General features: G+C 64.7%; 23 protein-coding genes. 10 read left to right on the top strand and 13 right to left on the bottom strand.

Annotated features, from left to right (window positions below; all coding sequences use genetic code 11):
- Positions 1 to 278: transposase (locus BR71_RS11890; protein ID WP_043637446.1), on the top strand; the 278-nt coding region annotated here is incomplete at its 5' end.
- A 23-nt stretch (positions 279 to 301) separates the two neighbouring features.
- On the opposite strand, the gene BR71_RS11885 is transcribed toward BR71_RS11890, so the two are convergent.
- A complete protein-coding gene (locus BR71_RS11885; RefSeq protein ID WP_043637443.1) occupies positions 302 to 1,216 on the bottom strand; it encodes a LysR family transcriptional regulator in 915 nt (304 codons plus the stop codon).
- 154 nt (positions 1,217 to 1,370) lie between these two features.
- Here BR71_RS11885 and BR71_RS11880 point away from each other — a divergent pair, with 154 nt between their 5' ends.
- Positions 1,371 to 2,777 (top strand): MFS transporter, encoded by a 1,407-nt coding sequence (locus BR71_RS11880; RefSeq protein WP_043637440.1) that lies wholly within the window; start codon positions 1,371 to 1,373, stop codon positions 2,775 to 2,777.
- Positions 2,778 to 2,860: 83 nt separating this feature from the next.
- A complete protein-coding gene (locus BR71_RS11875) occupies positions 2,861 to 3,232 on the top strand; it encodes a VOC family protein (RefSeq protein WP_043637437.1) in 372 nt (123 codons plus the stop codon).
- 169 nt (positions 3,233 to 3,401) lie between these two features.
- On the opposite strand, the gene BR71_RS11870 is transcribed toward BR71_RS11875, so the two are convergent.
- The 5 genes from BR71_RS11870 to BR71_RS11850 form a co-directional block, all read right to left on the bottom strand.
- Positions 3,402 to 3,767 carry a VOC family protein gene (locus BR71_RS11870; RefSeq protein ID WP_043637422.1) on the bottom strand — a complete coding sequence of 122 codons (366 nt, stop codon included), beginning with the start codon at positions 3,765 to 3,767 and terminating at the stop codon, positions 3,402 to 3,404.
- A gap of 67 nt (positions 3,768 to 3,834) precedes the next feature.
- Positions 3,835 to 4,419, bottom strand: a complete 585-nt coding sequence (locus tag BR71_RS11865) for a HutD/Ves family protein (protein WP_043637421.1) — start codon at positions 4,417 to 4,419, stop codon at positions 3,835 to 3,837.
- An 8-nt stretch (positions 4,420 to 4,427) separates the two neighbouring features.
- Positions 4,428 to 5,633 (bottom strand): sodium/glutamate symporter, encoded by a 1,206-nt coding sequence (gltS, locus tag BR71_RS11860; RefSeq protein ID WP_043637418.1) that lies wholly within the window; start codon positions 5,631 to 5,633, stop codon positions 4,428 to 4,430.
- Positions 5,634 to 5,855: 222 nt separating this feature from the next.
- Complete coding sequence (hutG, locus tag BR71_RS11855; RefSeq protein WP_043637417.1) at positions 5,856 to 6,797, bottom strand: formimidoylglutamase; 942 nt, start codon at positions 6,795 to 6,797, stop codon at positions 5,856 to 5,858.
- A gap of 25 nt (positions 6,798 to 6,822) precedes the next feature.
- The gene (locus tag BR71_RS11850; protein WP_043637415.1) at positions 6,823 to 7,551 is read right to left on the bottom strand and encodes an IclR family transcriptional regulator; all 729 of its coding nucleotides are present in this window, start codon (positions 7,549 to 7,551) and stop codon (positions 6,823 to 6,825) included.
- Positions 7,552 to 8,061: 510 nt separating this feature from the next.
- Between BR71_RS11850 and BR71_RS11845 the strand changes: the two genes are divergently transcribed.
- The 5 genes from BR71_RS11845 to BR71_RS11825 all read left to right on the top strand — a co-directional run bounded on the left by BR71_RS11845 (position 8,062) and on the right by BR71_RS11825 (position 12,486).
- Entirely contained in the window at positions 8,062 to 9,777 is a 1,716-nt protein-coding gene (locus BR71_RS11845; RefSeq protein ID WP_043637413.1) for an ABC-F family ATP-binding cassette domain-containing protein, read from the top strand.
- 153 nt (positions 9,778 to 9,930) lie between these two features.
- On the top strand, positions 9,931 to 10,233 hold the full coding sequence (locus BR71_RS11840; protein WP_043637411.1) for a hypothetical protein: 303 nt from the start codon (positions 9,931 to 9,933) through the stop codon (positions 10,231 to 10,233).
- Entirely contained in the window at positions 10,226 to 11,131 is a 906-nt protein-coding gene (locus BR71_RS11835) for a sensor histidine kinase (RefSeq protein ID WP_019103695.1), read from the top strand. Before BR71_RS11840 ends, BR71_RS11835 begins: the two co-directional genes overlap by 8 nt.
- A 29-nt stretch (positions 11,132 to 11,160) precedes the next feature.
- Entirely contained in the window at positions 11,161 to 11,913 is a 753-nt protein-coding gene (locus BR71_RS11830) for a LytR/AlgR family response regulator transcription factor (protein WP_043637408.1), read from the top strand.
- 63 nt (positions 11,914 to 11,976) lie between these two features.
- Entirely contained in the window at positions 11,977 to 12,486 is a 510-nt protein-coding gene (locus BR71_RS11825; RefSeq protein ID WP_143330261.1) for a GNAT family N-acetyltransferase, read from the top strand.
- A 43-nt stretch (positions 12,487 to 12,529) separates the two neighbouring features.
- Here the strand turns inward: BR71_RS11825 and BR71_RS11820 are convergent, their stop codons facing one another.
- Positions 12,530 to 13,291 (bottom strand): alpha/beta fold hydrolase, encoded by a 762-nt coding sequence (locus tag BR71_RS11820; protein WP_043637406.1) that lies wholly within the window; start codon positions 13,289 to 13,291, stop codon positions 12,530 to 12,532.
- A gap of 61 nt (positions 13,292 to 13,352) precedes the next feature.
- Positions 13,353 to 13,574 (bottom strand): hypothetical protein, encoded by a 222-nt coding sequence (locus BR71_RS24625; protein WP_043637404.1) that lies wholly within the window; start codon positions 13,572 to 13,574, stop codon positions 13,353 to 13,355.
- A 17-nt stretch (positions 13,575 to 13,591) separates the two neighbouring features.
- On the opposite strand from BR71_RS24625, the gene BR71_RS11810 reads away from it, so the two are divergent.
- Complete coding sequence (locus BR71_RS11810; RefSeq protein WP_081555686.1) at positions 13,592 to 14,809, top strand: 6-phosphofructokinase; 1,218 nt, start codon at positions 13,592 to 13,594, stop codon at positions 14,807 to 14,809.
- A gap of 239 nt (positions 14,810 to 15,048) precedes the next feature.
- On the opposite strand, the gene BR71_RS11805 is transcribed toward BR71_RS11810, so the two are convergent.
- The 3 genes from BR71_RS11805 to BR71_RS11795 form a co-directional block, all read right to left on the bottom strand.
- Positions 15,049 to 16,356, bottom strand: a complete 1,308-nt coding sequence (locus tag BR71_RS11805) for an MFS transporter (protein WP_043637391.1) — start codon at positions 16,354 to 16,356, stop codon at positions 15,049 to 15,051.
- Positions 16,357 to 16,431: 75 nt separating this feature from the next.
- The gene (locus tag BR71_RS11800; RefSeq protein ID WP_052370523.1) at positions 16,432 to 17,610 is read right to left on the bottom strand and encodes a porin; all 1,179 of its coding nucleotides are present in this window, start codon (positions 17,608 to 17,610) and stop codon (positions 16,432 to 16,434) included.
- 79 nt (positions 17,611 to 17,689) lie between these two features.
- On the bottom strand, positions 17,690 to 18,880 hold the full coding sequence (locus tag BR71_RS11795) for a M20 aminoacylase family protein (RefSeq protein ID WP_043637388.1): 1,191 nt from the start codon (positions 18,878 to 18,880) through the stop codon (positions 17,690 to 17,692).
- 95 nt (positions 18,881 to 18,975) lie between these two features.
- On the opposite strand from BR71_RS11795, the gene BR71_RS11790 reads away from it, so the two are divergent.
- Positions 18,976 to 19,872, top strand: a complete 897-nt coding sequence (locus tag BR71_RS11790; RefSeq protein WP_052370522.1) for a LysR substrate-binding domain-containing protein — start codon at positions 18,976 to 18,978, stop codon at positions 19,870 to 19,872.
- A 46-nt stretch (positions 19,873 to 19,918) separates the two neighbouring features.
- Here the strand turns inward: BR71_RS11790 and BR71_RS11785 are convergent, their stop codons facing one another.
- Both BR71_RS11785 and rlmD read right to left on the bottom strand, forming a co-directional pair.
- Entirely contained in the window at positions 19,919 to 21,103 is a 1,185-nt protein-coding gene (locus BR71_RS11785; RefSeq protein ID WP_043637385.1) for a NupC/NupG family nucleoside CNT transporter, read from the bottom strand.
- Positions 21,104 to 21,361: 258 nt separating this feature from the next.
- Entirely contained in the window at positions 21,362 to 22,900 is a 1,539-nt protein-coding gene (rlmD, locus tag BR71_RS11780) for a 23S rRNA (uracil(1939)-C(5))-methyltransferase RlmD (RefSeq protein WP_043637381.1), read from the bottom strand.
- Between the last annotated feature and the right edge of the window lie 375 nt (positions 22,901 to 23,275).

Here is a 23,275-nt window from a genome sequence, read left to right as displayed (position 1 = left end):
TCAAGCGGGTGCAAAGCCTGCTGTGCGACAGCGGTTACGTGGGCCAGCCCTTCGCGCAGGGAGTGCGGGAGATTCTGGGCGGGTATGTGACGGTACAGATCGCGAAGAGAAGCGAGCTGCATACGTTCAAGGTGATGCCAAAACGATGGATTGTGGAGCGCAGCTTCGCTTGGTTGGAAAAGAGCAGAAGGCTGTGGAAGAACTGTGAGCGGAAACTCAATACCAGCTTGCAGTTCATCCACTTGGCTTTCCTGGCTCTATTGCTCCGGAGATCGTAAACAGGTTCTTAGAGCGGCGGGCTTCAAACGGCGGCTTCCGCCGCCAGCTGCTCATCGCACACTGCCTTGACGCAGGCGCGCAGCCATTGCTGCGCAGGGTCCGCGTCCAGACGCGGATGCCAGATCATGGAGATGGTGATCTCCGCCACCGTCAGCGGCAACGCGAAACTGTGTAGGCCGGCGCGCAGACGGCCGGTATGACGTTCCGGCACGGTGGCGATCAGGTCGCTGGCGCTGGCCAGCGCCAGCGCGGTGGCGAAGCCGCCCACGGTAACCGCGACATCGCGGCTCAGACCTTGCGCGCTCAGCGCTTCGTCCACCGGCCCAAGCAGTCCGCCGCGGCGGGCCACCATCACATGGCGGCCGGCGGCGTAGCGGGCGGCGTCGATGGCGCCGGTCGCCAGCGGGTGGCCGGCGCGTACCGCGCCGACGAAGCGGTCGCGGAACAGCATGCGTACCCGCAACTCCGGCCCGGCTTCGTGGCCCACCACTCCAGTGTCCAGATCCACCGCGCCGTCGCGCAGCGGCGCGTTGTCCTTGTCGCGCTTGGGCAGAAAGTGCAGCCGCACGCCCGGCGCCTCGCCTTGCAGCCGCTCCAATAGCCGCGGTCCGAAGTTCTCGGCGAAACCGTCGCTGCAGCGCAGCGTGAAGCTGCGTTGCAAACTGTCCAGCCGCAGCGTCCCGGCCGGGCGCAGCGCGCTTTCGGCGTCCAGCACCAGGGCATGCACCCGCTCGCGCAGCTCCAGCGCGCGCGGCGTCGGCGTCAGGCCCCGCCCGGCGCGCACCAGCAGCGGGTCGCCGGTGACGTCGCGCAGCCGCGCCAGCGCCCGGCTCATCGCGGAGGGGCTGAGCCGCAGGCGTTGCGCGGCGCGGGCCACGCTGCCTTCGCTCAGCAGCGCGTCCAGGGTGATCAGCAGATTGAGGTCGGGCATGGACATGGCCTCACCTTAGCACAAGGATATATGGCGTCAAACGCAACTATTCAGTGCAAACCATGCGTCTTCCGCCCGCTATGGCGGCGGCGTAGCCTGTGTCGAGTCCGTGTTGACGGCCCCGGCGTTTCGGGGCCGGACGCGGCGGGGAGTCGTCGTCATGCCTGTTTCCACATCTTCCACATCTTCCGCCGCGCTGGCCGGCCTGGCGCTGGCGATTCTGCTGGCGTCTCTGGGCGGCAGCGTCGCCAATGTCGGCCTGCCGGCGCTGGCCGCTGCTTTCCGGGTCAGTTTCCAGCAGGCGCAATGGGTGGTGCTGGCGTATCTGTTGCTGATCACGCTGGCCAGCGTCAACGCAGGCCGGCTGGGTGATCAATTCGGTCGTCGACGCGCGTTGTTGGCGGGCATCTGCCTGTTCGTCGCGGCTTCGGCCGGCTGCGGCGCGGCCACGGCGTTTTGGGCGCTGATCGCCGGGCGGGCCTTGCAGGGCGTCGGCGCGGCGTTGATGTTGGCTCTAGGCATGGCTTTTGTCGCGGACATCGCGCCTGGCGACAAAGTGGGACGGGCGATGGGGCTATTGGGCGCCATGTCCGCCGTCGGCACCGCGCTGGGGCCGTCGCTGGGCGGCGCGCTGATCGCGGGTTTTGGCTGGCGCGCGATGTTCTGGCTCATGCTTCCGCTGGGAGCGCTGGCTTTCGCGCTGGCCTGGCGCGCGCTGCCGTCGGAGCGCGGCTCCGTTGCCGAGCGCGCCGGTTTCGACATTGCCGGCAGCGGCTGGCTGGCGCTGACCCTGGCCGCTTGCGCGCTGGCCATGACTCTGAAGTTCGGCCAGGGGCTCGGGCATTTCGGCGTGTTCAATATCGCCTTGTTGCTGGCTGCCGCCGTCGGTTGCGGGGGCTTTGTCCGGGCCGAGTCCAAGGCCGCCGCACCCTTGCTGAACCTGGCCCTGCTGCGCGATCCGGCGTTGGCCGCCGGCTTGTTTAGCAACGCCTTGGTGTCCACGGTGATGATGGCCTCTCTGGTGGTGGGCCCCTTCTATTTGACGCGCGGCCTGGGGTTGGACACCGCAGGCGTCGGTTTGGCGATGTCGGCGGGGCCGATGGTGGCGGCCTTGAGCGGTGTGCCGGCCGGACGGATGGTGGATCGATATGGCTCGGGCACCGCGGCGCGCTGCGGTTTGGCGGGCATGGGCGCCGGCGCGTTGGCGCTGGCTCTGCAACCGTCCGGCCTGGGCCTGGCCGGTTATTTATTGCCGCTGATGCTGATGACCGCGGCCTACGCCGTATTCCAGGCCGCCAACAATACCCAGGCGTTGACCGGCGCGGCGGCGCGGCAGCGCGGCCTGGTGTCCGGCTTGCTCAATCTGTCGCGCAATTTGGGTCTGATTACCGGCGCGTCCTTGATGGGGGCGGTGTTTGCCGCGGCTTGCGGAGCTGCGGACATCGCCGCCGCCGCGCCGCCGCAAGTGACCGCCGGCACGCGCGCCGCCTTCGGCCTGGCGGCGGCACTGATGCTGGCCGCGTTGTTGGCGTCGGCGCGCGGGCGCGGAAAGACCGCGCCCTGCTGACGGCACGTTGTCAGCAGGGGGGTTTTAGACTGGCGTGGTCCGGCGGCGAGGACCGCGGCCGGCACCCATTTCAGGAGAAAGACATGAGCCTGGCCCCCAAGCCCAATCTGCAATTGATCTATGTTGCCGACATCCTGCGCTCCACCGCGCTGTACCGACGCCTGTTCGCTGCCGAGCCGGTGTTTGTTAGTCCGCGTTACGTCGCCTTTGATGCCGGCGGCGAGGCCTTGTTCGCGTTGTGGAGCGGCGCAGGCGAGCCGGATGCCGATGTCCCGAGATTTGTTGAAACCGGTATCATGCTGGCATCCGGCGCGGAGGTGGACCAGCTCTATCAAGCCTGGCGCGACGATCCCGATTTGCGCATCGCGCAGCCGCCGAGCACCGAAGTCTTTGGCCGCACCTTTGTGGCGCTGGACCCGGACGGGCATCAGATCCGGGTGTGCCAACGGGATTGAAGGCTGCCGGGAACGGCCCCGTTTCAGAACGTTTTTACGATCTCGCGAGCAAGAGCGAGACAAGGCGAAAACGGCTGAGAAAGCGGAATGTACGCGTGGTACATGAGCATTTCGAAGTGGTACTCACCGTGGCAAGTTTCACGAAGCGCAGCAGATCGTAAACAGGTTCTTAGCTTGAACTGGACGCCGTGGAGGAGGCCTCGGGCTGATGCAGGCCAAAGCTCAGGCCGCCCGGCGCATGGCATTGTGCGAACTTGCCGAAGCCCGGCTCTTCCGCTATGCCCCCGTCGACTTGGCCGCCCAAGGCCCGCACCCGCTCAACGGCCGCAGCCAGGTCCGGCACCTGAAAAAAGAGATCGATCCGTGGCGCGGCTTCGCCTCCATGCAGGCCGGCTTTGATCGAGCCGGCTTGAAACCAGCCATCGCCCTCCGTGCCCATGGGGTGGAAGCTCCAGCCGAAGAGTTCGGCGAAGAAGACCCCGACAGAGCTGGCGTCTGCGGCGCCGATCTCAATGTAGGAAACAGGTGATGCCATAAGAATCTCCTTAGGAGTTAAAAAGCCTATCGGCCTATTTCAACAACCTAAATGATTATAGATCGCATCAGCTTGGGGCGATGGCTTCCAACTCCACTTGCAATAGCGCGAGCGGCCGCGCGGCGTGCAGCCGCAGCGTTTCGCCGCGGCGGGCGACGGCGGCGTCCCAGGCCGCCAGCGGCATCAGATGGCCGTTTTGCAGGATTTGCGCGCCATCCTCAAGCGCCAGCAGCAAAATCAGCTCGGCATCGGCTCGCAGCTCCAACGCGTCGTCCACTGTCAGATAGTCCAGTCGCGATTGGTAGCGACCGCGCCGCGTCATCACGTTGAAATCAGTCAGCGGGCCGTCCAGCAGCCGGCTTTGCGCCGGAGTTTCCCCTGCGAAGGCCAGCGGCGCGTCGCCGGGCGTAAGCCGCAGGCTGTCCCGCCCGTCCAGTTTCAGTTCCAGCCCCGCGCCTTGCAGGATCAACAGCTGGCGGTCCACCCCGTCGAAGCGCGAGAACGGCCCGTCGCTGGCCACGCTGGCCAGGCTGACGCGGTAGTCGAAATCGTCCAGGCCGGCCCCGGCGGGGGAGATCAATAATTGCCGAGTGCTGCCGCCGCCGTTTTTCCATGGGCTGGGCGGGCAGTCTTGCAGGCGGATGAGCGTCATGGCGGGCCTCAATGCAGGTAGTTGATGATCCAGGCGTGGAAGGGAATCGCCACCAAGTCTATCAGCACCGCGCCGCACAGCGGGATGATCAGGAAAGCCTTGTACGAGGTGGCGCCGTGCCTTTGGCACACCGCGCTCATATTGGCCACCGCGTTGGGCGTGGCGCCCAGGCCGTGCCCCATCAGGCCGGCGCACATCACCGCCGCGTCGTAGTTCTTGCCCAGCAGGCGGAAGGCGATGAAGACGCTGATCGCCGTCAGCGCGACCACCTGCAAGGACAGCACGCCCAGGAGCGGCAGGGCCAGGTCGTACAGCTCCCAGATCTTCAAACTCATCATCGCCATGGTCAGGAAGACGCCCAGAGAAATGTCCGCGATGGCGTCAATGGCGGCGGCATTGAGCCGGACCAGCCGCACGCGGTCGTTCAGATTGCGAAACACGATGGCGGCGAACATGGCGCCTACATAGGCGGGCAGCACGAAGTCCCAGCGCTGCTGCACCTGGCTGGCGATCAGCGTGCCGGCGGTCATCAAAACCAGTATCAGGCCCATGGAGGAGATCAGGGAGTCGCTGTTGACGGTAATGTTGGCTTCGTGATCGTGATAAGCCGGCGCTTGCATGGCGCTGGCCTCGGCTTGTATCGGCAATTGGTGACGGCGGATCAGCCAGCTGGCCAGCGGTCCGCCCAACACGCCGCCGGCGATCAGGCCGAAGGTGGCGGAGGCCAGCGCCACCGCGGTGGCGCCCTGGGTGCCGAGTTGTTCCGCCATCGGGCCGAAGGCCGCCGCCGCGCCGTGGCCGCCTTCCAGCGACACCCCGCCCGCCATCACGCCCAGCGTGGGGTCCAGGCCGAACATGGCCGCCGCTCCGGCGCCGAACACGTTCTGAAACACCGCCAGCGCCCAACAGATGCCCAGATAGATCAGCAGGGCGCTGCCGCCGGTGCGCAGCAGCGCCAGGCTGCCGCCTATGCCCACCGTGGTGAAGAAGGCCACCATGAAGGGCGTTTGCAAGGTGGTGTCAAAGCTGACGGCGGCGATGCCGCTCTCGCGCAGCAGCAAGACGGCGATGGAGACGGCGAATCCGCCTATCACCGGAGCCGGGATGCAGAAGCGTTCGAAAAAGCGCACATGGCGCTTGAGCCAGTAGCCGGCCAGCAGGGCCGTCACCGCCAGCGCGGTGGTGGCGATCAAATCCAGTTTCCATTGCTGCATGGTTTCTCCTTTGCAAAGGTGCGGTTTGCCGCTGTGCCGCGGCTTGTTGCGCCAAGCCTTGGGCCTGGCGGATCTTTTAGAGCCTGTTCACGATCTCGCGAGCAAGAGCGGGACAAGATGAAAACGAGCAAAAAAGCGGAATGGTCGAGTGGTACATGAGCAATTTGAGCTTGTACTCACCGTGCAACGCTTCACGAAGCGCAGCAGATCGTGAACAGGTTCTTAGAGGGGCCTCGTCAGCCGGTGTATAAGCCGCGCGGCGGTCCGCGCGGTCAGTTGGTCCTGGTCCAGCTCCGGGTTGAGTTCGGCGATATCGGCCAGCCGCAATTTGCCGCTGGCGCGGATGACGTCGATCAGCGTTTCCAGCGTGGCCAAGGGCACGCCCAGCGCCGCCGGCGCGCTGACGCCGGGCGCTTGCGCCGCCGGCAGCGCGTCCAGGTCTATGGTCAGGTACAGGTCGTCGCAGGGCGCGATGAAGTCCCGCAGCGTTTGCAGCGGCTGTTCCAGCCGCCACGGTTGCAGCTCTTCGTCGAACAGCAGTTGGGCGTCCAATTGTTGGGCGGTGGCGAACAGCGCGGCGGTATTGGCGGTTTCCGCCACGCCGGCGCACAAGTAATGAAAGGACCAGCCGCGTTGCTCGCAGTCGGCGGCGATCTGGGCGAAGGGGGTGCCGGAGGAGGCGCGCGGGCTTTGGCGCAGGTCCAAGTGAGCGTCGATGTTGACGATGCCAATGCGGGGCGCACGGCCGGCGGTTTCCAGGTGACGGGCTAGCCCAAGAAAGCTGCCGTAAGCCACCTCGTGGCCGCCGCCGAGCACGATGGGGAACTGGCCGGCGTCCAAGAGGCCGGCCACCTGTCGGCCCAATTCGGCCTGAGCGGCTTCCAGTTCGTCGTTCAAGCAATGGACGTCGCCGGCGTCGTAGGCGGTTTGCTGCTGATGCCAGGCCAGGTTGGCCAGCGCCCGGCGGATGGCGCGCGGCGCGGCGGCCGCGCCCGGACGGCCCTGGTTGCGGCGCACGCCGGCATCGCAGGCAAAGCCCAGCAGGGCGAAGCCGGCGGCGGCGCCGGGCTGCCATGGGCGCACGCGTTGATGCCAGCGGCGAGCCAGTTCGCCTTCGGCGTCGATGCGGCCGCTCCAGGCCGCGGGAGGAGTGTATTGCGTCATGCTCGGTCTTTCGGTTTGGGGCCGCTCAGTCGCAGCCCAGATAAGCGCTGATGTTGCGCGCGGCCTGCCGGGTTTGCTCCACCAATTGGGCGCGGCGTTGGGCGCGTCCGGAGGGCGCCATCAGCGTCAAGGCGCCCAGCAGCTTGCGGCGGCCCTGCAGCAAGGGGGCGCTGACGCCCCAGATGCCGGGGTCGATGGCGCTGTCGCTGGTGGCGTAGCCTTGGCGGCGCACCTCGGCCAGCGTCTGGCGCAAGGTTTCGTGTTCCTCCGGCGGCAGCATGCTGTCCAGGGAGGCCTGGCTTTGCGCTGCCGGCATGAAGGCCAACAAGGTCAGCGCCGACGCTCCGCGCGCCAGCGGCTGCCCCTTGCCGGCGGCGAAGGCGCAACGCAGCGTCTGCTGGCTTTCCATCATCTCGATGCAAATCACCTGCTGGCGGGTGGCCACCATCAAGGCCACTGTTTCATTGCTTAGCCGCGCCAGACGCTGCATTTCCGGACGCGCTTGCGCCGCCAGCGTGTTGTGCTGCTGAAACCCCATCGCCAACTGCAGGCCCAGCGGGCCGGCGTGGTAGGCGCCGTCCTCGCCGGGCTGCAGCAGTCCCCACTGGCTCAAATGGGTTAGCTGGCGGTATAGCGTGGACGGCGGCAAGGCCAGTCTCCGCGCCATTTCCTTGGCGCTCAGCGGCTGGGGCGAGGCCGCCACCAGTTGCAGGGTTTGCAGCAGACGATCGGAGGAAGAACTGAGGGTGGGCATGTCTGGTCCTTATTAGGATTTTCTAACCTTATCTATTGCGACTGTCGCGAAGAAGCCTGGTTTCTCATGTGGCGGTAATTGCCTGGAGATTTTTGTTTTTCATTCCCGTATTGCGGGAAATGCGGCTTTGGACGGAGGGCGGGGACGGCTGGCGCGGACTGGCGGCCATGGTTTACACTGCCGGCCTATATCCGCTATGGATGAAAGAGAAGCCGTTCCCTCTAGGCGAAGCGGCGACGACGCGGAACGCGCCGACTGTGGAACGGTTCCGCGCCATCATTAAAGAAAGGAGGTAAATATGGTTCAGTTTGCGCGCCCAGAAATGTTGGCTCGCTTGTATGGCACATTTGCCGGCTCTTGCCCGAGTTCCATCGCGCTGCGATAACCGGGTCGGAGCAAAGCCACTCTTCATTTCGAGTTTTACTCGCCGAGTCTTTTCCGACTCTCATGTTGTCGCCAGCGCTCCTGTTGACAGGGACTTTCACGTCCCAAAGAAACGAGAGCAAGAGCATGACAACCCTGATTTCCGCGCAATCCTTGCAACTGGACGCCGGCCACGGCCCGCTGTTCCAGGACCTTTCCTTTACCGTAAAACTGGGCGACCGCATCGGCCTGCTGGGCCATAACGGCTGCGGCAAGAGCAGCTTGCTCGGCGTGTTGGCCGGCCAGCGAGAAGCCAATGCCGGCATGGTGCAATACGCCGGCCTGTGCCGGCTGCAATATGTGGAGCAACACCTGCCGGCGCGGCTGGCGGCCTTAAGCGCGCGCGCGGCGCTGCTGGAGGCGGTGGATCGCCAGCCGGAGCAGCATTGGCGGGTGGACAGCCTGCTGGACGAACTGGAGTTGTCGGCCGCGGCCGATACCCCGGCCGCCAGCCTCAGCGGTGGTCAGCACACCCGGCTGCTGCTGGGGCGCGCGGTGCTGCGCCAGCCCAATCTATTGCTGCTGGACGAGCCCAGCAACCACCTGGACCTGCCGTCGCTGCTGTGGCTGGAAGACTTTCTGCGCCGCTGGCAGGGCGGCTTCATCTTGGTGTCCCACGACGCGCGGCTGCTGGACGCCGTGACTTCGCACAGCTGGATTCTTCGCGACCAGCGCTTGTACCGCTTTGAACTGCCGTGCAGCCAGGCGCGGGCCGCGCTGGCGGAGGCCGACGACGCCGCTCGCGCGCGGCGCGCCGGCGAGCAAAAAGAAATCGACCGCCTGACCGTCAGCAGCAAGCGCCTGGCGGTCTGGGGCCGCGAGCACGACAATGAAAAACTGGTGCGCAAGGCCAAGTCCATGCAGAAGCGGGTGGAGAGGCTGAAGGAGGAGCAAGCCTTCGTCAGCCGCGGCAGCCCATGGCGCTTGCGGCTGCAAGGCCTGCCCTTGGCGGCGGACCGCTTGCAGGTCTTCGAAGGCCTGCGGGTGCGCGCCGCGCCGGGCCTTCCAGCGCTGCTCGAGGCCGACGAGTTGAGCTTGCGCAGCGGTGACAAAGTCGCCCTGCTCGGCGCCAACGGCGCGGGCAAGTCGTCTTTGCTGCGCCAGTGTTGGCGGGACTGGCTGCAAGGCGAGGCCGGCGCTGGTTGGAGGCCGCACCCGGCGGCGCGCATCGCTTATTACGACCAGTCGCTGCGCCGGCTGGACGACGCGGCTACGCTGCCGGACGCGCTGTATTCGTTCGCGCCGCTGAGCGACGCGGAGCGGAGGCAGGCGCTGATTTCCGCCGGTTTCGCCTATGCGCGCCACGGCCAGACCGTGGCCACCCTCAGCGGCGGGGAGCGCGCGCGGCTGTTGTTCCTGGCGCTGTCGCTGGCCAGCTACCACCTGTTGTGGCTGGACGAGCCGACCAACCATCTTGATCTGGACGGCAAGCGCGAGCTGGCCGAGGAGCTGGCTGGTTTTGCCGGCGGTTTCCTCTTGGTGTCGCACGACCGCGAGCTGATCGAGCAATCGTGCAACCGCTTCTGGGTGGTCAGCGACGGCCGGCTGCGAGAGTGGCCGGACGCCGCCGGCGCCTACGCCCAGCTGTTCAGCCCGCCGGCTGTCGCGGCCGCGACCGAGCCGCCGCCGACAGTGGGAGAAGCGCCCGCCCCAAGCGGAGCGGAGCGGCAGTTGGAGCGCTTGTATCAGCTGGAGGCGCTGTTGAGCGCGGACCTGGCGCGCAAGCCCAAGCATCAGAAGCCGCAATTGCAGCAGCAATGGCGGCGGGAGATGGGCGCCTTGGAACGGGAGCTAGGCTTGTAACGCGAAGGGCGGCGTTAAAAACGCCGCCCGTTCGTCGCCCGTTCGGCCGTTTCGTCCATCGCCCCGGGCGTTTCGTCGCAAGCCGCTATCGGCCGCGTTTGGCGCTGGCTACAGTGAGCAGCGTTAACCACAACGCATCACTAGGAGCTAGACATGGACCGGGAAAAACACGCGGAAGCTTTGGATGGACTGAGCGGCGTCAAGCACAAGATCACCATTTACTGGCGGCTTTATGTAGACTGGCTGGCCGGGCTTGGCTGGGGGCGGCTGGCGCTGATCTCCCTGCTGGCCTTGATTTTGAGCGGCGTGCTGGCGCTGAGCGGTGCCGTGGTTTTTTTGATACTGATGTCCTTCCTGGTCAAGGCCTGCGTTGCGCCGAAACCGTCGAAGCCGGCGGCGCTGACGGAGAGGACCGAGGAAGAAATGAAGCAAGACCGGGGGGCGTATCATGGATAGGCAAAGACATGCGGAGGCGCTGGCGGGCATTGACCTCGTCAGCCACAAGGCCTCCATCTACTGGTGGCTGTTTTTCGATTGGCTGGCCATCGTCGGCTGGGGGCGGCTGCTGTTGATCTGCTTCTTGGGACTGATCATGGGCGGCATCATCGGAGTGCCGGTGCTGGCCTTTTTCCTGGGCGTGGCTGTCTGCGTTGTCAAGATCGTGGCCGGCGGCAAGCGTCGGGCGGAGCTGCGCGCGGACGAGGCGGTGGTTCGCAGCCAGCAAGCGGAGGAACTGGCCGAGGTGGAGGCGCTGCAACGCCAGTTGGCGGAAGCGCGGATGGGAGCGCTGCAGGCGCAGATCGAGCCGCACTTCCTGTTCAACACTTTGTCCTCGGTGTGCCAATTGATGGAAACCGCGCCGGAGCGCGCCTTGCTGATGCAGAAGGCGCTGATCCGCTACCTGCGCTCCTCGCTGCCGGAATGGCGGGATTCTCCAGCGGAAACCAGCCTTGGCCAGCAACTGGAGTTGTCGCGCGCTTACCTGGACATCATGCAGTTGCGCATGGAGGACCGGCTGCGGGTGAGGCTGGAGGTGCCGGAGTCGCTGCTGGATGCGCGCTTTCCGGTGATGATGCTGCAAACTTTGGTGGAAAACGCCATCAAGCACGGCCTGGAGCCCAAGGCCGAGGGCGGCGACATCGTCATTGGGGCCAAGGTGCTGACCGGCGAATTATTAGTGACGGTGAGCGACAGCGGCGTCGGTTTTCCGGAGCAGCCTGGGCAGGGCATGGGTTTGAGCAATATCCGTGAACGGCTGGCCATGCTGCACGGCGAGCGCGCGCAATTGCAGTTGGAAGTGTTGCCGGAGGGCGGCACCCGCGCCACCATAGCCCTGCCGTTCGCGCTGGTGTGAGCGGCTAGCCTGGCGGAGGACAGCGATTGATGACGAAACTAAGCGCGGTGATCGCCGACGACGAGCGCCTGATGCGAGAGCAACTGCGCATGGCCTTGCAGAGAGTGTGGCCGGAGTTGAGGATAGTGGCGGAGGCCCATGACGGCGCCGAGGCGGTGGAACGGGTGCGCGAGCACCGGCCCGACCTCGCCTTCCTGGATATCACCATGCCGGTGCAGAACGGCATCGCCGCCGCGATGGAGATCGACGGACTGTGTCCGGTGGTGTTTGTCACCGCCTACGATCAGTACGCGATCAAGGCCTTCGAGGAAGGCGCGGTGGACTATCTGCTCAAGCCGGTGGAGGACGAGCGGCTGCTACGCACGCGTCAGCGCTGGGAGCAGCGGCAATTGGCGCTGCCGTCGCACTGGCAGGCCTCCTTGCAGCAACTGAGCCGCCAGTTGGCGCGGCCGGACTACCTCCGCTGGATCAAAGCCTCGGTGGGCAACAGCCTGCGCATGATCAGCACCAGCGAGGTGTTATTCTTTCAGTCCGACGAAAAATATACCCGGGTGCAGACCGCCGGTTGCGAGGCCTTGATCCGCATGCCGATCAAGGAGCTGTTGCAGGCGCTGGACCCGGACGAATTCTGGCAGATTCACCGCTCCACCCTGGTGCGGGTGGACGCCATCGAACAGATCAAGCGCGACGACGGCCAGCGCGGCCTGTTGCTGCAATTGCGCGGCTATGCGGAGCCGCTGGAAGTCAGTCGCAGCTACGCCCATCTATTCCAGCGTATGTGAACGGTCCGCCGCAGCCGGCATGAAAGCTGCTTGTCCATGCCCATGATCCAATGGGAGACAGAAATGATGCGTATCAGACTCGCACCGGCGCTGGCGGCCGGCGATTACTCGCGCTTAAGCGCTTTGTTGGCGGACAGCGTGGCCGGCGGCGCTTCAGTGGGTTTTCTCGCGCCCTTGCGGGTATCGGAGGCCGCCGCCTATTGGGCGCAGGTGGACGCGCTGCTGGGCGCGGGCTTGCAATTATGGCTGGCGGAGGAGGACGAGGCGTTGTTGGGCTGTGTGCAGCTGGCGCCTTGTCAGCGCGGCAACGGCCGTCACCGCGCCGAGGTGCAGAAACTGCTGGTGCATTCCGCATGCCGCGGCCGCGGCGTGGCGCGCCAATTGATGGCGACGCTGGAAGATCATGCACACAAACAGGGCATCCGCCTGTTGGTATTGGATACCGAGGCCGGCTCCGGCGCGGAAGAGGTCTACCGCAAACTGGGCTGGAGCAAGAGCGGGGAGATCCCGGATTACGCCGTCAGCCCGGACGGGCGTCTGCATCCCACCGCTTATTACTTCAAGTGCTTGTGACGCGTTGACGGACCGCTCGCAGAGGCGGCCACGGTGCGGTTTTTCAGCTTGCGGCGATGGCGGCCAGCGCGTCGTGCACCGCGGAGACAACCCGCTCTGGCTCGGAGAGCTGCGGAAAATGGCCGCTGCGGGCGGCGATGACGTGGCGGCCGCGCGGCGACAATGCCGCCAGCCGGCGCTGGCCTTCGGCGCGCGCGTCCAGCACCGCTCTGGGGGTTAGCCAGGACAAGCTTGGCGCGCCGCCGCTGATCACGCACAGGGGGATGTCGGGGAAGGGCGGCGCTTCGGCGATCTGCTCCGCGCTGCGTCTGAGGTGCCCGGTTTCGTTCAGGGTATCGCGGTCCTGAGCCAAGTCCAAGGCCCGGCGCATCAACTGGCCCAGCCGCCCCCGGCGCGCGTCCAGCGCGCTGATGTCTTCCGGCGCCGCGGCGTCCAGCAATACGGCGGCGGCCACTTCGCCGGCGTAGCTGCGGGCGAACAGATTGGCGATCAGGCTGCCCAGCGCATGGGCCACCAGCACATAGGGCGGGGTCAGGCCGGCCTTGAACAGCAGCGCGCGCAAGGTTTCCATCATCGCGGCGCTGGTCTGAGCTTCGCGAGTGTTGCCGCTGTTGCCGATGCCGCAGCGGTTGTAGGCGAACACGCCGCTGAGCGCTTCCAGCCCCGGCAGCACTTTGTACCAGCTTTCCATCGGCGCGCCGGCATCGTTGATCAACACGATGGGCGGCGTCGCGTCGCCGACGGCGATGTACTCCATGGCGACGCCGTCGATGGCGGCGATGAGCTTTGGGGGCAGGGTGGTCATGGTGCAAGCCGGCGGCGGTCGCCGAAAAATAGTCTATCCAATTGTTTTTGTAAGTGAAAAATTAATTCAGTTCCTGAAAGTCATTATGGAATCGAATTTTCCGGCGCCAAAGGAAGCGGAGCCCGCCCGCCGTCTGTAGCGTGGCGGCAACTTGCGCGCGGATTTGCCGTTGGTCAAGGAAATGGAGAATGGCGGCGCCGTCCCGCTTGAGGCGGCTTTCCGGCCAGTGGTATGTTTGTGGTATTCCCGGCCCGGCCGCGCGCCGCGCCGTTTGATTCTCCATTTCTCCAGGTGGCGATGATGTCCAAACCCCGTGCCGTATATTTGCAGTCGGGCGGTCCGACTGCGGTGTTGAACGCTTCCGCGCAGGGCGCGATTGAAACCGCGCGCAAGCGCGGCCTGTCGATGTACGGCGCTTTCGACGGTCTGGCCGGCTTGCTGGAGGACCGTTTGTGCGATACCGACGCGGTATCGGACGAGGCCATCGCCCAACTGGCCTTCATGCCCGGCGGCAGCTTCGGCGTCAGCCGGCGGATGATAGGGAGCTTCGCCGAGGCCGGCGACGACTGGAGACGGCTGCGCGAGGTTCTGGCCCGGCACGACATCCATTATCTGCTGGTCAACGGCGGCAACGGCTCGTTGGGCTGCGCCGAACGGCTGGCGGAATTTGAACGCCACATGGGCTACCCGCTCAAGGTGGTGGGCATTCCCAAAACCATAGACAACGACCTGGTGGGCACAGACAACAGTCCCGGCTACGGCTCCTCCGCCAAATTCCTGGCCAGCGCGATGCGTGAAGTGGGCCTGGATATGACCAGCATGGGCTGGGGCCGGGTGTTCATCATGGAAACCATGGGCCGTCACACTGGCTGGCTGGCGGCGGCCTGCGCGGCGGCGGCGCGCAACGAACGCGAAGCGCCGCATTTGCTGCTGCTGCCGGAAGTGGCTTTCGACGCCGAGCGTTTCCTCGCCGCGGTGGACGACAGGTTGGCGCGCTTCGGTCAATGCGCGATCGCTGTGGCGGAGGGCATCACCGACGCCGACGGCCGCTTTGTCGCCGAAGCCAAGAAATCAGAGGTCTACGGCCATGAGCAATTGGGCGGCGCCGGTCACTGGATCGCCCAGCTGCTGTTGCGCGAACGCGGCATTTCCGCGCATGTGGCGCAGGTGGATTATCTGCAGCGAGCCGGCGGCCATTTGGGGTCCAGCATGGATGTGCGCCAGGCCTACATCATGGGCGAGCGGGCGGTGGAGTGGCTGCTGGCCGGCAAAAGCGGGGTGATGGCCGGCATCAAGCGCATCCAGAACCATCCCTATTGCTGGGATGTGGAGGAGGTGCCGCTGGCGGTGGTGGGGGATCAGGAGAAGCGGCTGCCGCCGGAGTTCATCGGCGCCGACGGTTTCAGCGTGACGCCCGCCTTTCTCGATTATGTGCGCCCCTTGATGGAGGGAGAGCGGATTCCACCGTTCAAGGACGGATTGCCGGACTACCGGCCCATTGCCTGGCCCAAGGTGTGAGCGTGATTGAGAAAAACCCGGCGGAAGCCGGGTTTTTTATTGCCGGGACGCCGTCGTCGCGCGCCTGTTCGCCTTAGACCAGCTGCCTGAACGGCGTGGGTGTTGTTTACCGAATCTTTGTTGCCCCAGCGGTTTCTTGATGGGGAGCGTGCGGGCAGCGGCCGGAGAGTTGAGCGGTTCAAACTTGGCGGAGCGTGGCATTAAAACCGCTTTGAAATGCTCATGCGTCAGCGTCACGTTCAGTCTGGTTGCTCATGCTCGTGGAAGGCGAGCAGAGCCAACAGGCTGATACTGGTGCAAAACATCAGATACCAGGAAGGGGCCAGCGCGCTGCCGCTGACGCTGATCAGCCAGGTGACGATGAATTGGGCGAAGCCGCCGAACAGGGTGACGCCGCTGGCGTAGATGATGGCTAGCCCCGTGGCCCGATTGCGGCGCGGAAAGGCTTCCATGATCAACAGGAGGCCGGCCGGGCCGCTGAGTGTCAGCAAGCTGGTGAGCAGGACGACGGTGAGCAGAGCGCTGGGTAGGCCGGGTTGGGCCTGGATCAAGGCGAAGCAGGGCCACACCGCTAGCAGGCTGAGCAGGTTGAAGCCAAGCAGCAGCGGTTTGCGGCGGCGCAAGCGGTCGGCCAAGCGGCCGGCCAGAGGGGACAGCAGCATGAGGGCCAAGCCGGCGCTGCAGCCGGTGATCAGCGCGTTGGCCGGCGGCAGGCCCAGCACCTTGATCATGTAGGACGGCATATAGTGCGCCACGATATACATATTGGCGGTTCCGCCCAGGATGAGCAGGCCGCCCAGCAGCAGCGTGCGGCGCTGGGCGCGGATCAAGGAACCCAGGCTTTGTTGCGGCGCCGCGTCCTGGTGATGGGTTTCATCCAGATGGCGACGGATGTACAGACCGACCGGGGCAATCAACAGCCCTAACAGAAAGGGCAAGCGCCAGCCCCAGCTTTCCAACGCCTCCTGGCTGAGAAAGTGGTTCAGCAGTGCGCCGCTGAGCGCGCCGGCCAGCACGGCCGCGCCCTGGCTGGCCATTTGCCAACTCACCATAAAGCCGCGCCGCCGGCTGGGGCCGGATTCCATCAAGAAACTGGTGGCGGCGCCGACTTCGCCGCCGGCGGAAAAGCCCTGCAGCAGGCGGCCGACGACGATCAGCAGTGGGGCGGTGGGTCCGATGTCGGCGTAGGTGGGAGCCAGGCCTATCAGCGAGGTGCCGGCCGCCATGAGCCAGATGGTCAATGTCAACGCCGGCTTGCGGCCTTTTCGGTCCGCCAGCCTGCCAATCACCACGCTGCCCAGCGGCCGCATTACGAAGCCGATGCCAAAGGTGGCCAGCGCCATCAACAAGGAGCCGTACTGGCTGCTGGATGGAAAAAACAGTTTGCCGATCAGCACGGCGAAGAAGCTGAAGACGGTGAAGTCGTACAACTCCAGCCAGTTGCCCAGCGAGACGGCAACGATGGCGCGGCGCGGTGAATGGCCGCGTTCGTGCGTTGAAACGGCGGAGTCTGGGGGCGCGCCGTGAGTGGTTGCGGCTTTATTCATCTATTGCTCTCCTCTGGTGTTTTATTTTCAAGCCGTGCGATTCGCTTATGCATGGCCGTGCTGGCGGCGTCGCGTCTAAAAGTAGTTGTGAAACATCCCGATGGAGAGGCCCATAGGGCTGGCACCGGTGGCTGGATTGCCGGCCGGATCGGCGGGCAGCGGCTGGCCGTTGAGCACGAGGGTGGAGCCGCCGTAATTGCGAATGCCGCCGGCGCGCAGGTAAAGCGCGCTGCGCTTGGACAGGTCGTAGTCGTAGCCCAGCATCAGGCCTAGGGCGGAGCTGTCCATCGCTTGCCGCTGCGCGTTGAGCGCGCCGGAGGTGTCGCGGTAGACGATGGAGAGGCGGTAGACGTGACGCTGGGACGGCACGATGGCGCCCAAGGTGTAGACCCTGGCGATGCCGTTTTCCCGGCGGCGCGGCAGGTCCAGCTTGAACGAACTGGACAGCACCAGGCTGCCGCTGTCGTAGACCGCGCCTAGGCCGTAGAAGTCGTTGCGCACGTTGTCCGGGCCGCCGCGGTCCAGCGGCTGCCAGGTCTGGTTGTAACTGGCGGCCAGATAGCGGGGGCCGCTTATGTGCGACAGCACCATGCCGCGGCTGGAGAGCGCGGGGCGGTCGCTGCGTTCGGCGGCGGCGTGCAGTACGTCGATGTTGAAACCGCGCCAGCGCGGCGATATCCATTTAATGGCGTTGCCGACCCGGGGCTCCGCTTGGGTGGAGCCGGCGCCAAGGTCGCCGTTGAACCGCAAGCCGCCGGGGGTTTGCACCGCGCCCATGCCGGCCCAGGAGTAGGCGGAATTGGTGCCCACCGCTCCAAACACATCGACGAATAGCGGCAGGCCGGCGGCCAGTTGCCGGCCTAGCCGCACTGCGCCCAGGCCGGGAACCTCCAGGCCCAGCCAGGATTCGCGGTTGAAGGCGACGCCGGGCAATTGCGGTTCGCCGGTGCCGGCATTGAAGCCGGCCTCCAGGTTGAATTCCGCCTTCCAGCCATTGCCCAGCAATTCGCGACCGAAGATGCCGATCTTGGAGGTCCATTCGCCGCCGCTTTGCACTTGCCACTTGCGATGGCCGCCGGCCTGCTGATAGTTGATGCCCAGATCCATGGAGCCGTACATGGCCACGCCGCCGTTTTTCAGCATGCCGTTATATTGAGGCAGGCCGTAGAGACGAGACATCAGGAAGGGCTCCGCGCAGGCAACGGGCAGGAACAAGCTTGCCGCCAGGCCTGGCAGCAGAGGAAGTCTTGGCATCGCGTTTCTCCCTGGTTAGGGTGTGCTACGGCGGCCTCGGTCGGGAACGATAGGGACCCCGGCGCCGGCGGCGGGGCTGTTATCCGGCCCGCAGATAACTTTCGGTCAGCCGCGCCCACAGCGAGGCGCCGATAGGCAAGGCTTCATCGTTGAAGTCATAGCCGGGGTTGTGCACCATGCAGCCGCCGCGGCTGTCGACGCCGTTGCCCAGCAGCACGTAGCAGCCGGGCGCTCTTTCCAGCATCCAGGCAAAGTCTTCGCTGCCCATCATGCCTTGCGGCGGTTGGTGCAGGCTCGCCGCGCCGGCCTGCTCGCGAATCAAATCCGCCAGCATCTCGGTTTCACGCGGCGTGTTCACCAGCACCGGAGAGATGCGGCGATAGTCGATGTCGGCGCGAACCCCCAGACTCTGGGCTTGCAACTGAACCAGCTCGTGCAGGCGTTGCTGCAAGATGTGCCGTGTGTCATGGCTGAGCGCCCGCACGCTTAGTTTCAGGTCGGCATACTCTGGAATCACGTTGTGAGCATGGCCGGCATGCAGGGCGCCGATGCTGACCACCCCGGCTTCGGAGGCGGGTATGTCGCGTGATACCAGTGTTTGCAAGGCCATGGCGATGGCGGCGGCGGCAATGATGGGGTCGCGGCCGAAATGAGGCATGGCGCCGTGGGCGCCTTTGCCGGAAAGACGGATGTCCACGCTGTCGGAGGACGCGGCCATGGGGCCTTCTTTCAGCGCGAAGCAGCCCACGGGCAAGCCCGGAGCGTTATGGAGCGCGAAGATGGCGTCGCAGGGAAAGCGTTGGAACAGGCCGTCCTCCAGCATGCCCAGCGCTCCGCCCAAGCCTTCTTCCGCCGGCTGGAAAATCAGGTTTAGCGTGCCGTTGAACTTGCGGCTGCGCGCCAGGTAATGGGCCGCGGCCAGCAGGATGGCGGTATGGCCGTCGTGGCCACAGGCGTGCATTTTGCCGGCATGGAGGCTGGCGTAGCTCAAGCCCGTGGCCTCCTGGATGGGCAACGCATCCATGTCCGCGCGTATGCCCAGCGAGCGCGGGCCGTCGCCAACGCGCAATTGCCCAACGACGCCGGTCTTGCCGATGCCGCTTGTGACTTGGTAACCCCACTCGCGTAGCCGCGCGGCGACCAGTTCGCTGGTTCGTTGCTCCTCAAAGCCCAGCTCGGGATGGGCGTGGATCTGACGGCGGATGTCGATGAAGGCATCTTTGTGTTGCAGGATTTCCGGGAGGATGAAACGGGAGGATGCGTGAGCCATGACGAACTCCTGAGTGGGAACGCACTCGATCCTAAGCAAAACTTTCTCGCGTGTATAAGCACGAATCTTGATGGTTATAAATAGGGGTTATTGCCATGAGTCTGTTGAAGCAACATCAATTGCGAGCTTTGGCCGCCGTGGCGGACCAGGGCAGCATCAACGCGGCGGCGCGGGCTTTGTGCGTCAGCCAGCCCGCCATCACCAAGGCCTTGCGCGAGCTGGAAATGGAGCAAGGGGTGCCCTTGTTGCTGCGCAGCGCTCAAGGCGCGGCGCTGACCGACGCCGGCCAGTTGTTGCTGGGGTATGCGCGGCTGGTGATTCGAGAGCTGGAACGGGCGCAGCAGGAGATGGAGCGCTTGCGTTTTGGGCGTGAGAGAAGTTTGCGGATAGGGATGACGCCATTGGCGGGGCTGGAGCTGTTGCCGGCGGCCTTCCTCGCTTTTCGCCGCTTCCATCCGGATGTGCAGGTGAGCTTCCTGGAGCTGGACACCGTGCAAATGTTGGACGGCCTGCGCAGCGGCCAGTTGGATTTCGCGTTGGGGGCTTTTGTCGATCCGCCGGAGAGCGCCCATGTGCTGAGCACCTCGCTTTACGAGTTTGCCACCACCTTCGCGGTGCGCAGCGAAAGCCCGCTGAGCCAGGCGCGCAGCCTGTCGGAGCTGCAAGGCGCGGAATGGATGCACGCCGACGCCAGCGGAATGTATCCGCGTTTTGTCCAGTCGCTGTTTGCGCAGGCGGGGCTGCCGCCGCCGGAGCGCATCACTTGCTGCACGTCCAATGTGCTTTTTTGCGGTTTGCTGATGGGGATGGACATGGTAGTGCCGATGTCTTCCCTGGGCATGCGCGCCACCTTGACCGCTCAGCGCTTCTCGGAGCTGAATTTGGAGGTGAGCCCGCCGGGCTTGACCTTGATGCTTTTGGAGCGGGAGGGGGCGATCATGAGCCGGGCGGCCGAGCGCATGATGGACTGCATTCGCGCGGCGCTTGCATGAAAAAGGCCCGGCATTGGCCGGGCCTGCTGGCGGAGTACGGTTGGGCTTACAGTACCAGGCCGCCGATCAGCGCGGACAGAATGCTGACCAGGGTGGAGCCGTACACCAGTTTCAGGCCAAAGCGGGACACCATATTGCCGCGCTCCTCGTCCAGGCCCTTGACCGCGCCGGCGATGATGCCGATGGAGCTGAAGTTGGCGAAGGACACCAGGAAGATGGAAATCACGCCGATGGTGTATTCCGACAGCTGGGCGGTGAGCTTTTTCAATTCCATCATCGCCACGAATTCATTGGTCACCAATTTGGTGGCCATGATGCTGCTGGCCGGCATGATGTCGGCGGCCGGGATGCCCATCAGCCAGGCGAAGGGGTAGAACACATAGCCCAGCACGTATTGGAAGTTCACGCCGAACACAGCATCGAAGATGTGGTTGACGGTGGTGATCAGCGCGATGAAGCCGATCAGCATCGCGCCGACGATCACGGCGATCTTGAAGCCGGCCATGATGTAGTCGCCCAGCATTTCGAAGAAGGACATGCGGTGGGCGGCTTCCGCGCTGATCAGTTCGTCGTCGTCGCGGCTGGCGTCGTAGGGGTTGATCAGCGACAGGATGACGAAGGTGCTGAACAGGTTGAGGATCAGCGCGGTAACCACGAAGCGCGGTTGGATGATCTGCATATAGGAGCCGACGATGGACATCGACACCGTGGACATCGCGGTGGCGGCCAGCGTGTACATGCGCTTTTCCGAGAAGCTGCCGATGATGTTCTTGTAGGCGATGAAGTTCTCGGATTGACCCACGATCATGGAACCCACGGCGTTGAAGGATTCGATCTTGCCCATGCCGCTGATCTTGGCCAGCACCCAGCCGATGCCGCGTATCACCCAGGGCAGCACGCGGATGTGCTGCAGGATGCCGATCAGCACCGAGATGTAGACGATGGGCATCAGCACCTTGAGGAAGAAGCTGAATTCGCCCTGATTGAGCAGGCCGCCAAACACGAAGTTGGTGCCTTCGCCTGCGTAGCTCATCAATTTGTCGAACACGCCGGCCACGCCGCCCACCAGGCTCAGGCCATAGCTGGAGTGCAACAGGAAGTAGGCCAGCGCCAGCTCCACCACGATCAGTTGCAGCACGTAGCGGATCTTGATGTTTTTGCGATCGCGCGCCACCACTTGGGTCAGCAGGAAGACAACCAGCAGTCCGAAGACGAATTGAAGTATGTGCATATTTATTGCCTTGATGGGCCGTCCTTCAGGCAGGAACGGCGACGTTTGGCGGGCGCGCCCGCTGTGTGTGCTTGGTGTTAACGACTAGGCGAACGATGAATTTTGACATGAAGCCATTTTCGCTTCCATGTAAAAAGCATTCGTCCGCCACTGTGCGCTTATCCGTCGTCGCAAACCAGCCGGTTTGATCAAACAAGCTGCGCGGCGACGGCAAAAATAAAGCCCCCGGCCATGGCCGGAGGCTTGTTTCATGCCACGCTACTGCGCTTGCTGTTCCGCTTCGCGACGAGCTTGCTCGGCAAAATAATAATCGCGGCGAGCTTGCTTGGCCGCCGCCTTTTCCGCCAGTTCGCGCTCTTTCTTGGCGGCTTCCGCCGCCGCCTCCGCGCGCTGGGCGGCCTTCACCGCTTCGCGCTCGGCTTCCTCGGCGGCCTCGATCGCGGCGATTTCGCTGCGGCTCTTGCACGGACCGGTTTTTTCGAACCAGGCCACGGATTCCACATGGGCGGTGTGCGGGAACATATTGATGATGCCGGCGGCTTTCAGCGTGTAGCCCTTGGTGTGCACCAGCACATTGGCGTCGCGCGCCAGCGTGGCCGGGTTACAGGACACGTAGACGATGCGCTTGGGCGCGGTGTCCTCTGTGATGGCTTTCAGCAACTGCACCGCGCCGTCGCGCGGCGGGTCCACCAGCATCTTGTCGAACTTGCCGAGCGCGGCGAAGGATTCCTCGGTGACTTCGAACAAATTGGCCATTTCATAGCTGACCTTGTCCTGCAGGCCGTTGTGGGTGGCGTTTTCCACCGCGCGCTTGACCAGGGCCTGGCTGCCTTCCATGCCGTGCACCTGGGCGCCGGAGCGGGCGATGGGCAGGGTGAAGTTGCCGATGCCGCAGAACATGTCGGCGATGCGTTCGTCCGGCTGCGGGTCCAGGAATTTCAGCGCGCGCGCCACCATCACCGCGTTGATATCCGGGTTCACCTGGGTGAACTCGGTGGGATAGTAGGGCATTTCCACGCGGTATTCCGGCAGGCTGTAAGTCAGCTTGGGCGCGTCCAGCGGGTAGACCGGGTAGCAGGTATCCGGGCCCTTGGGCTGCAGCCACATCTGCAGCGGACGCTCCTTGCTGCCGTGGGTGTCGGAGAAGGCGCGCAGCAGCGCGTGATCGGCGTCGTTGATGGCTTCCATATTGCGGAACACCAGGATATCCACCCTGTCGCCCACCGCTAGCTCCACCTGAGGCATGCGGTTGTTGATCGACAGCTTGTAGATCATCTCGCGCAGCGGCACGATCAGGTCCGAGATATGACGCGGCAGGATGTGGCATTCGCTCATGTCGGTGATGTAGGTGGAGCGCTTCTCGTGGAAGCCCACCAGCACGCCGCCCTTTTTCTCCACCAGCCGCGCCGACATCCGCGCGCGGTGGCGGTAATGCCAGGCGGGGCCGGCGATGGGCGTCAGCACCTGTTGCGGCTTGACCCGGCCGATGCGGGCCAGATTGTCTTCCAGCACCCTTTGTTTGACCGCCACTTGGGCGGAGAACTCCACATGTTGCATCGAACAGCCGCCGCAGGTGCCGTAATGCGGACAGCGCGGCTGCGTGCGCAGGAAGCTTTCCTTCAGCACTTGGCTGGTGTTGGCGTTTTCGTAGGACGACTTCTTGCGATAGGCGCTGTAGACCACGGTTTCATACGGCAGCGCGCCATCGATGAAGATGGTCTTGCCGTCGACGTGGGCGACTCCCCGGCCTTCGTGGTCCAGCGATTCGACCTGAGCGATAGTCTGTTTGTGCGTCATGGTGTTGCTTGGAAAATCAAACGGAAAGCGGCGATTTTCTCAAATTATCCGGCCGCGCGCAGGGGTTTTTTGTCGGCGCCGGCCGTCGCGCCGGTTTCCACCTCCAGCCCGGCGGCCTTCCATTGCGGAAAGCGGCTGGGAAAGCGGAATGTCCATGTGGCATGAGCATGTCGAAGACGGCACCACCACACAATGCCTCAATCGGCGCGCAGCAGATCGTAAACAGGTTCCCAGGCCGCGAGCTCGCAAGGCGGCCATCGCCTAGGGCGGGGGGCGTCGCAGCCTTGTGGCGCATGCGAGTTTTGGTTTTGGTCTGTACGCGGCGGCCTGGACCTTGGCGTATTGGCCGGAACTTTGAGCCAAAGCCGACTATGC

It is taken from the genome of Chromobacterium haemolyticum DSM 19808, assembly GCF_000711885.1.
Classification (GTDB): domain Bacteria; phylum Pseudomonadota; class Gammaproteobacteria; order Burkholderiales; family Chromobacteriaceae; genus Chromobacterium; species Chromobacterium haemolyticum.
This window is presented reverse-complemented; position numbering and strand designations above follow the sequence as displayed.

Excerpts from the sequence above, each read along its gene's own strand:
- BR71_RS11865 (WP_043637421.1), bottom strand. The coding sequence starts at position 4,419 with ATGACGCTCATCCGCCTGCAAGACTGCCCGCCCAGCCCATGGAAAAAC.
- BR71_RS11810 (WP_081555686.1), top strand. The coding sequence starts at position 13,592 with ATGTCCAAACCCCGTGCCGTATATTTGCAGTCGGGCGGTCCGACTGCG.
- BR71_RS11840 (WP_043637411.1), top strand. The coding sequence starts at position 9,931 with ATGGACCGGGAAAAACACGCGGAAGCTTTGGATGGACTGAGCGGCGTC.
- BR71_RS11830 (WP_043637408.1), top strand. The coding sequence starts at position 11,161 with ATGACGAAACTAAGCGCGGTGATCGCCGACGACGAGCGCCTGATGCGA.
- rlmD (WP_043637381.1), bottom strand. The coding sequence starts at position 22,900 with ATGACGCACAAACAGACTATCGCTCAGGTCGAATCGCTGGACCACGAA.
- BR71_RS24625 (WP_043637404.1), bottom strand. The coding sequence starts at position 13,574 with ATGGAGAATCAAACGGCGCGGCGCGCGGCCGGGCCGGGAATACCACAA.
- BR71_RS11820 (WP_043637406.1), bottom strand. The coding sequence starts at position 13,291 with ATGACCACCCTGCCCCCAAAGCTCATCGCCGCCATCGACGGCGTCGCC.
- BR71_RS11850 (WP_043637415.1), bottom strand. The coding sequence starts at position 7,551 with ATGCCCACCCTCAGTTCTTCCTCCGATCGTCTGCTGCAAACCCTGCAA.
- BR71_RS11880 (WP_043637440.1), top strand. The coding sequence starts at position 1,371 with ATGCCTGTTTCCACATCTTCCACATCTTCCGCCGCGCTGGCCGGCCTG.
- BR71_RS11885 (WP_043637443.1), bottom strand. The coding sequence starts at position 1,216 with ATGTCCATGCCCGACCTCAATCTGCTGATCACCCTGGACGCGCTGCTG.
- BR71_RS11875 (WP_043637437.1), top strand. The coding sequence starts at position 2,861 with ATGAGCCTGGCCCCCAAGCCCAATCTGCAATTGATCTATGTTGCCGAC.
- BR71_RS11835 (WP_019103695.1), top strand. The coding sequence starts at position 10,226 with ATGGATAGGCAAAGACATGCGGAGGCGCTGGCGGGCATTGACCTCGTC.
- BR71_RS11870 (WP_043637422.1), bottom strand. The coding sequence starts at position 3,767 with ATGGCATCACCTGTTTCCTACATTGAGATCGGCGCCGCAGACGCCAGC.
- BR71_RS11805 (WP_043637391.1), bottom strand. The coding sequence starts at position 16,356 with ATGAATAAAGCCGCAACCACTCACGGCGCGCCCCCAGACTCCGCCGTT.
- hutG (WP_043637417.1), bottom strand. The coding sequence starts at position 6,797 with ATGACGCAATACACTCCTCCCGCGGCCTGGAGCGGCCGCATCGACGCC.
- BR71_RS11800 (WP_052370523.1), bottom strand. The coding sequence starts at position 17,610 with ATGCCAAGACTTCCTCTGCTGCCAGGCCTGGCGGCAAGCTTGTTCCTG.
- BR71_RS11785 (WP_043637385.1), bottom strand. The coding sequence starts at position 21,103 with ATGCACATACTTCAATTCGTCTTCGGACTGCTGGTTGTCTTCCTGCTG.
- gltS (WP_043637418.1), bottom strand. The coding sequence starts at position 5,633 with ATGCAGCAATGGAAACTGGATTTGATCGCCACCACCGCGCTGGCGGTG.
- BR71_RS11825 (WP_143330261.1), top strand. The coding sequence starts at position 11,977 with ATGATGCGTATCAGACTCGCACCGGCGCTGGCGGCCGGCGATTACTCG.
- BR71_RS11790 (WP_052370522.1), top strand. The coding sequence starts at position 18,976 with ATGAGTCTGTTGAAGCAACATCAATTGCGAGCTTTGGCCGCCGTGGCG.
- BR71_RS11795 (WP_043637388.1), bottom strand. The coding sequence starts at position 18,880 with ATGGCTCACGCATCCTCCCGTTTCATCCTCCCGGAAATCCTGCAACAC.
- BR71_RS11845 (WP_043637413.1), top strand. The coding sequence starts at position 8,062 with ATGACAACCCTGATTTCCGCGCAATCCTTGCAACTGGACGCCGGCCAC.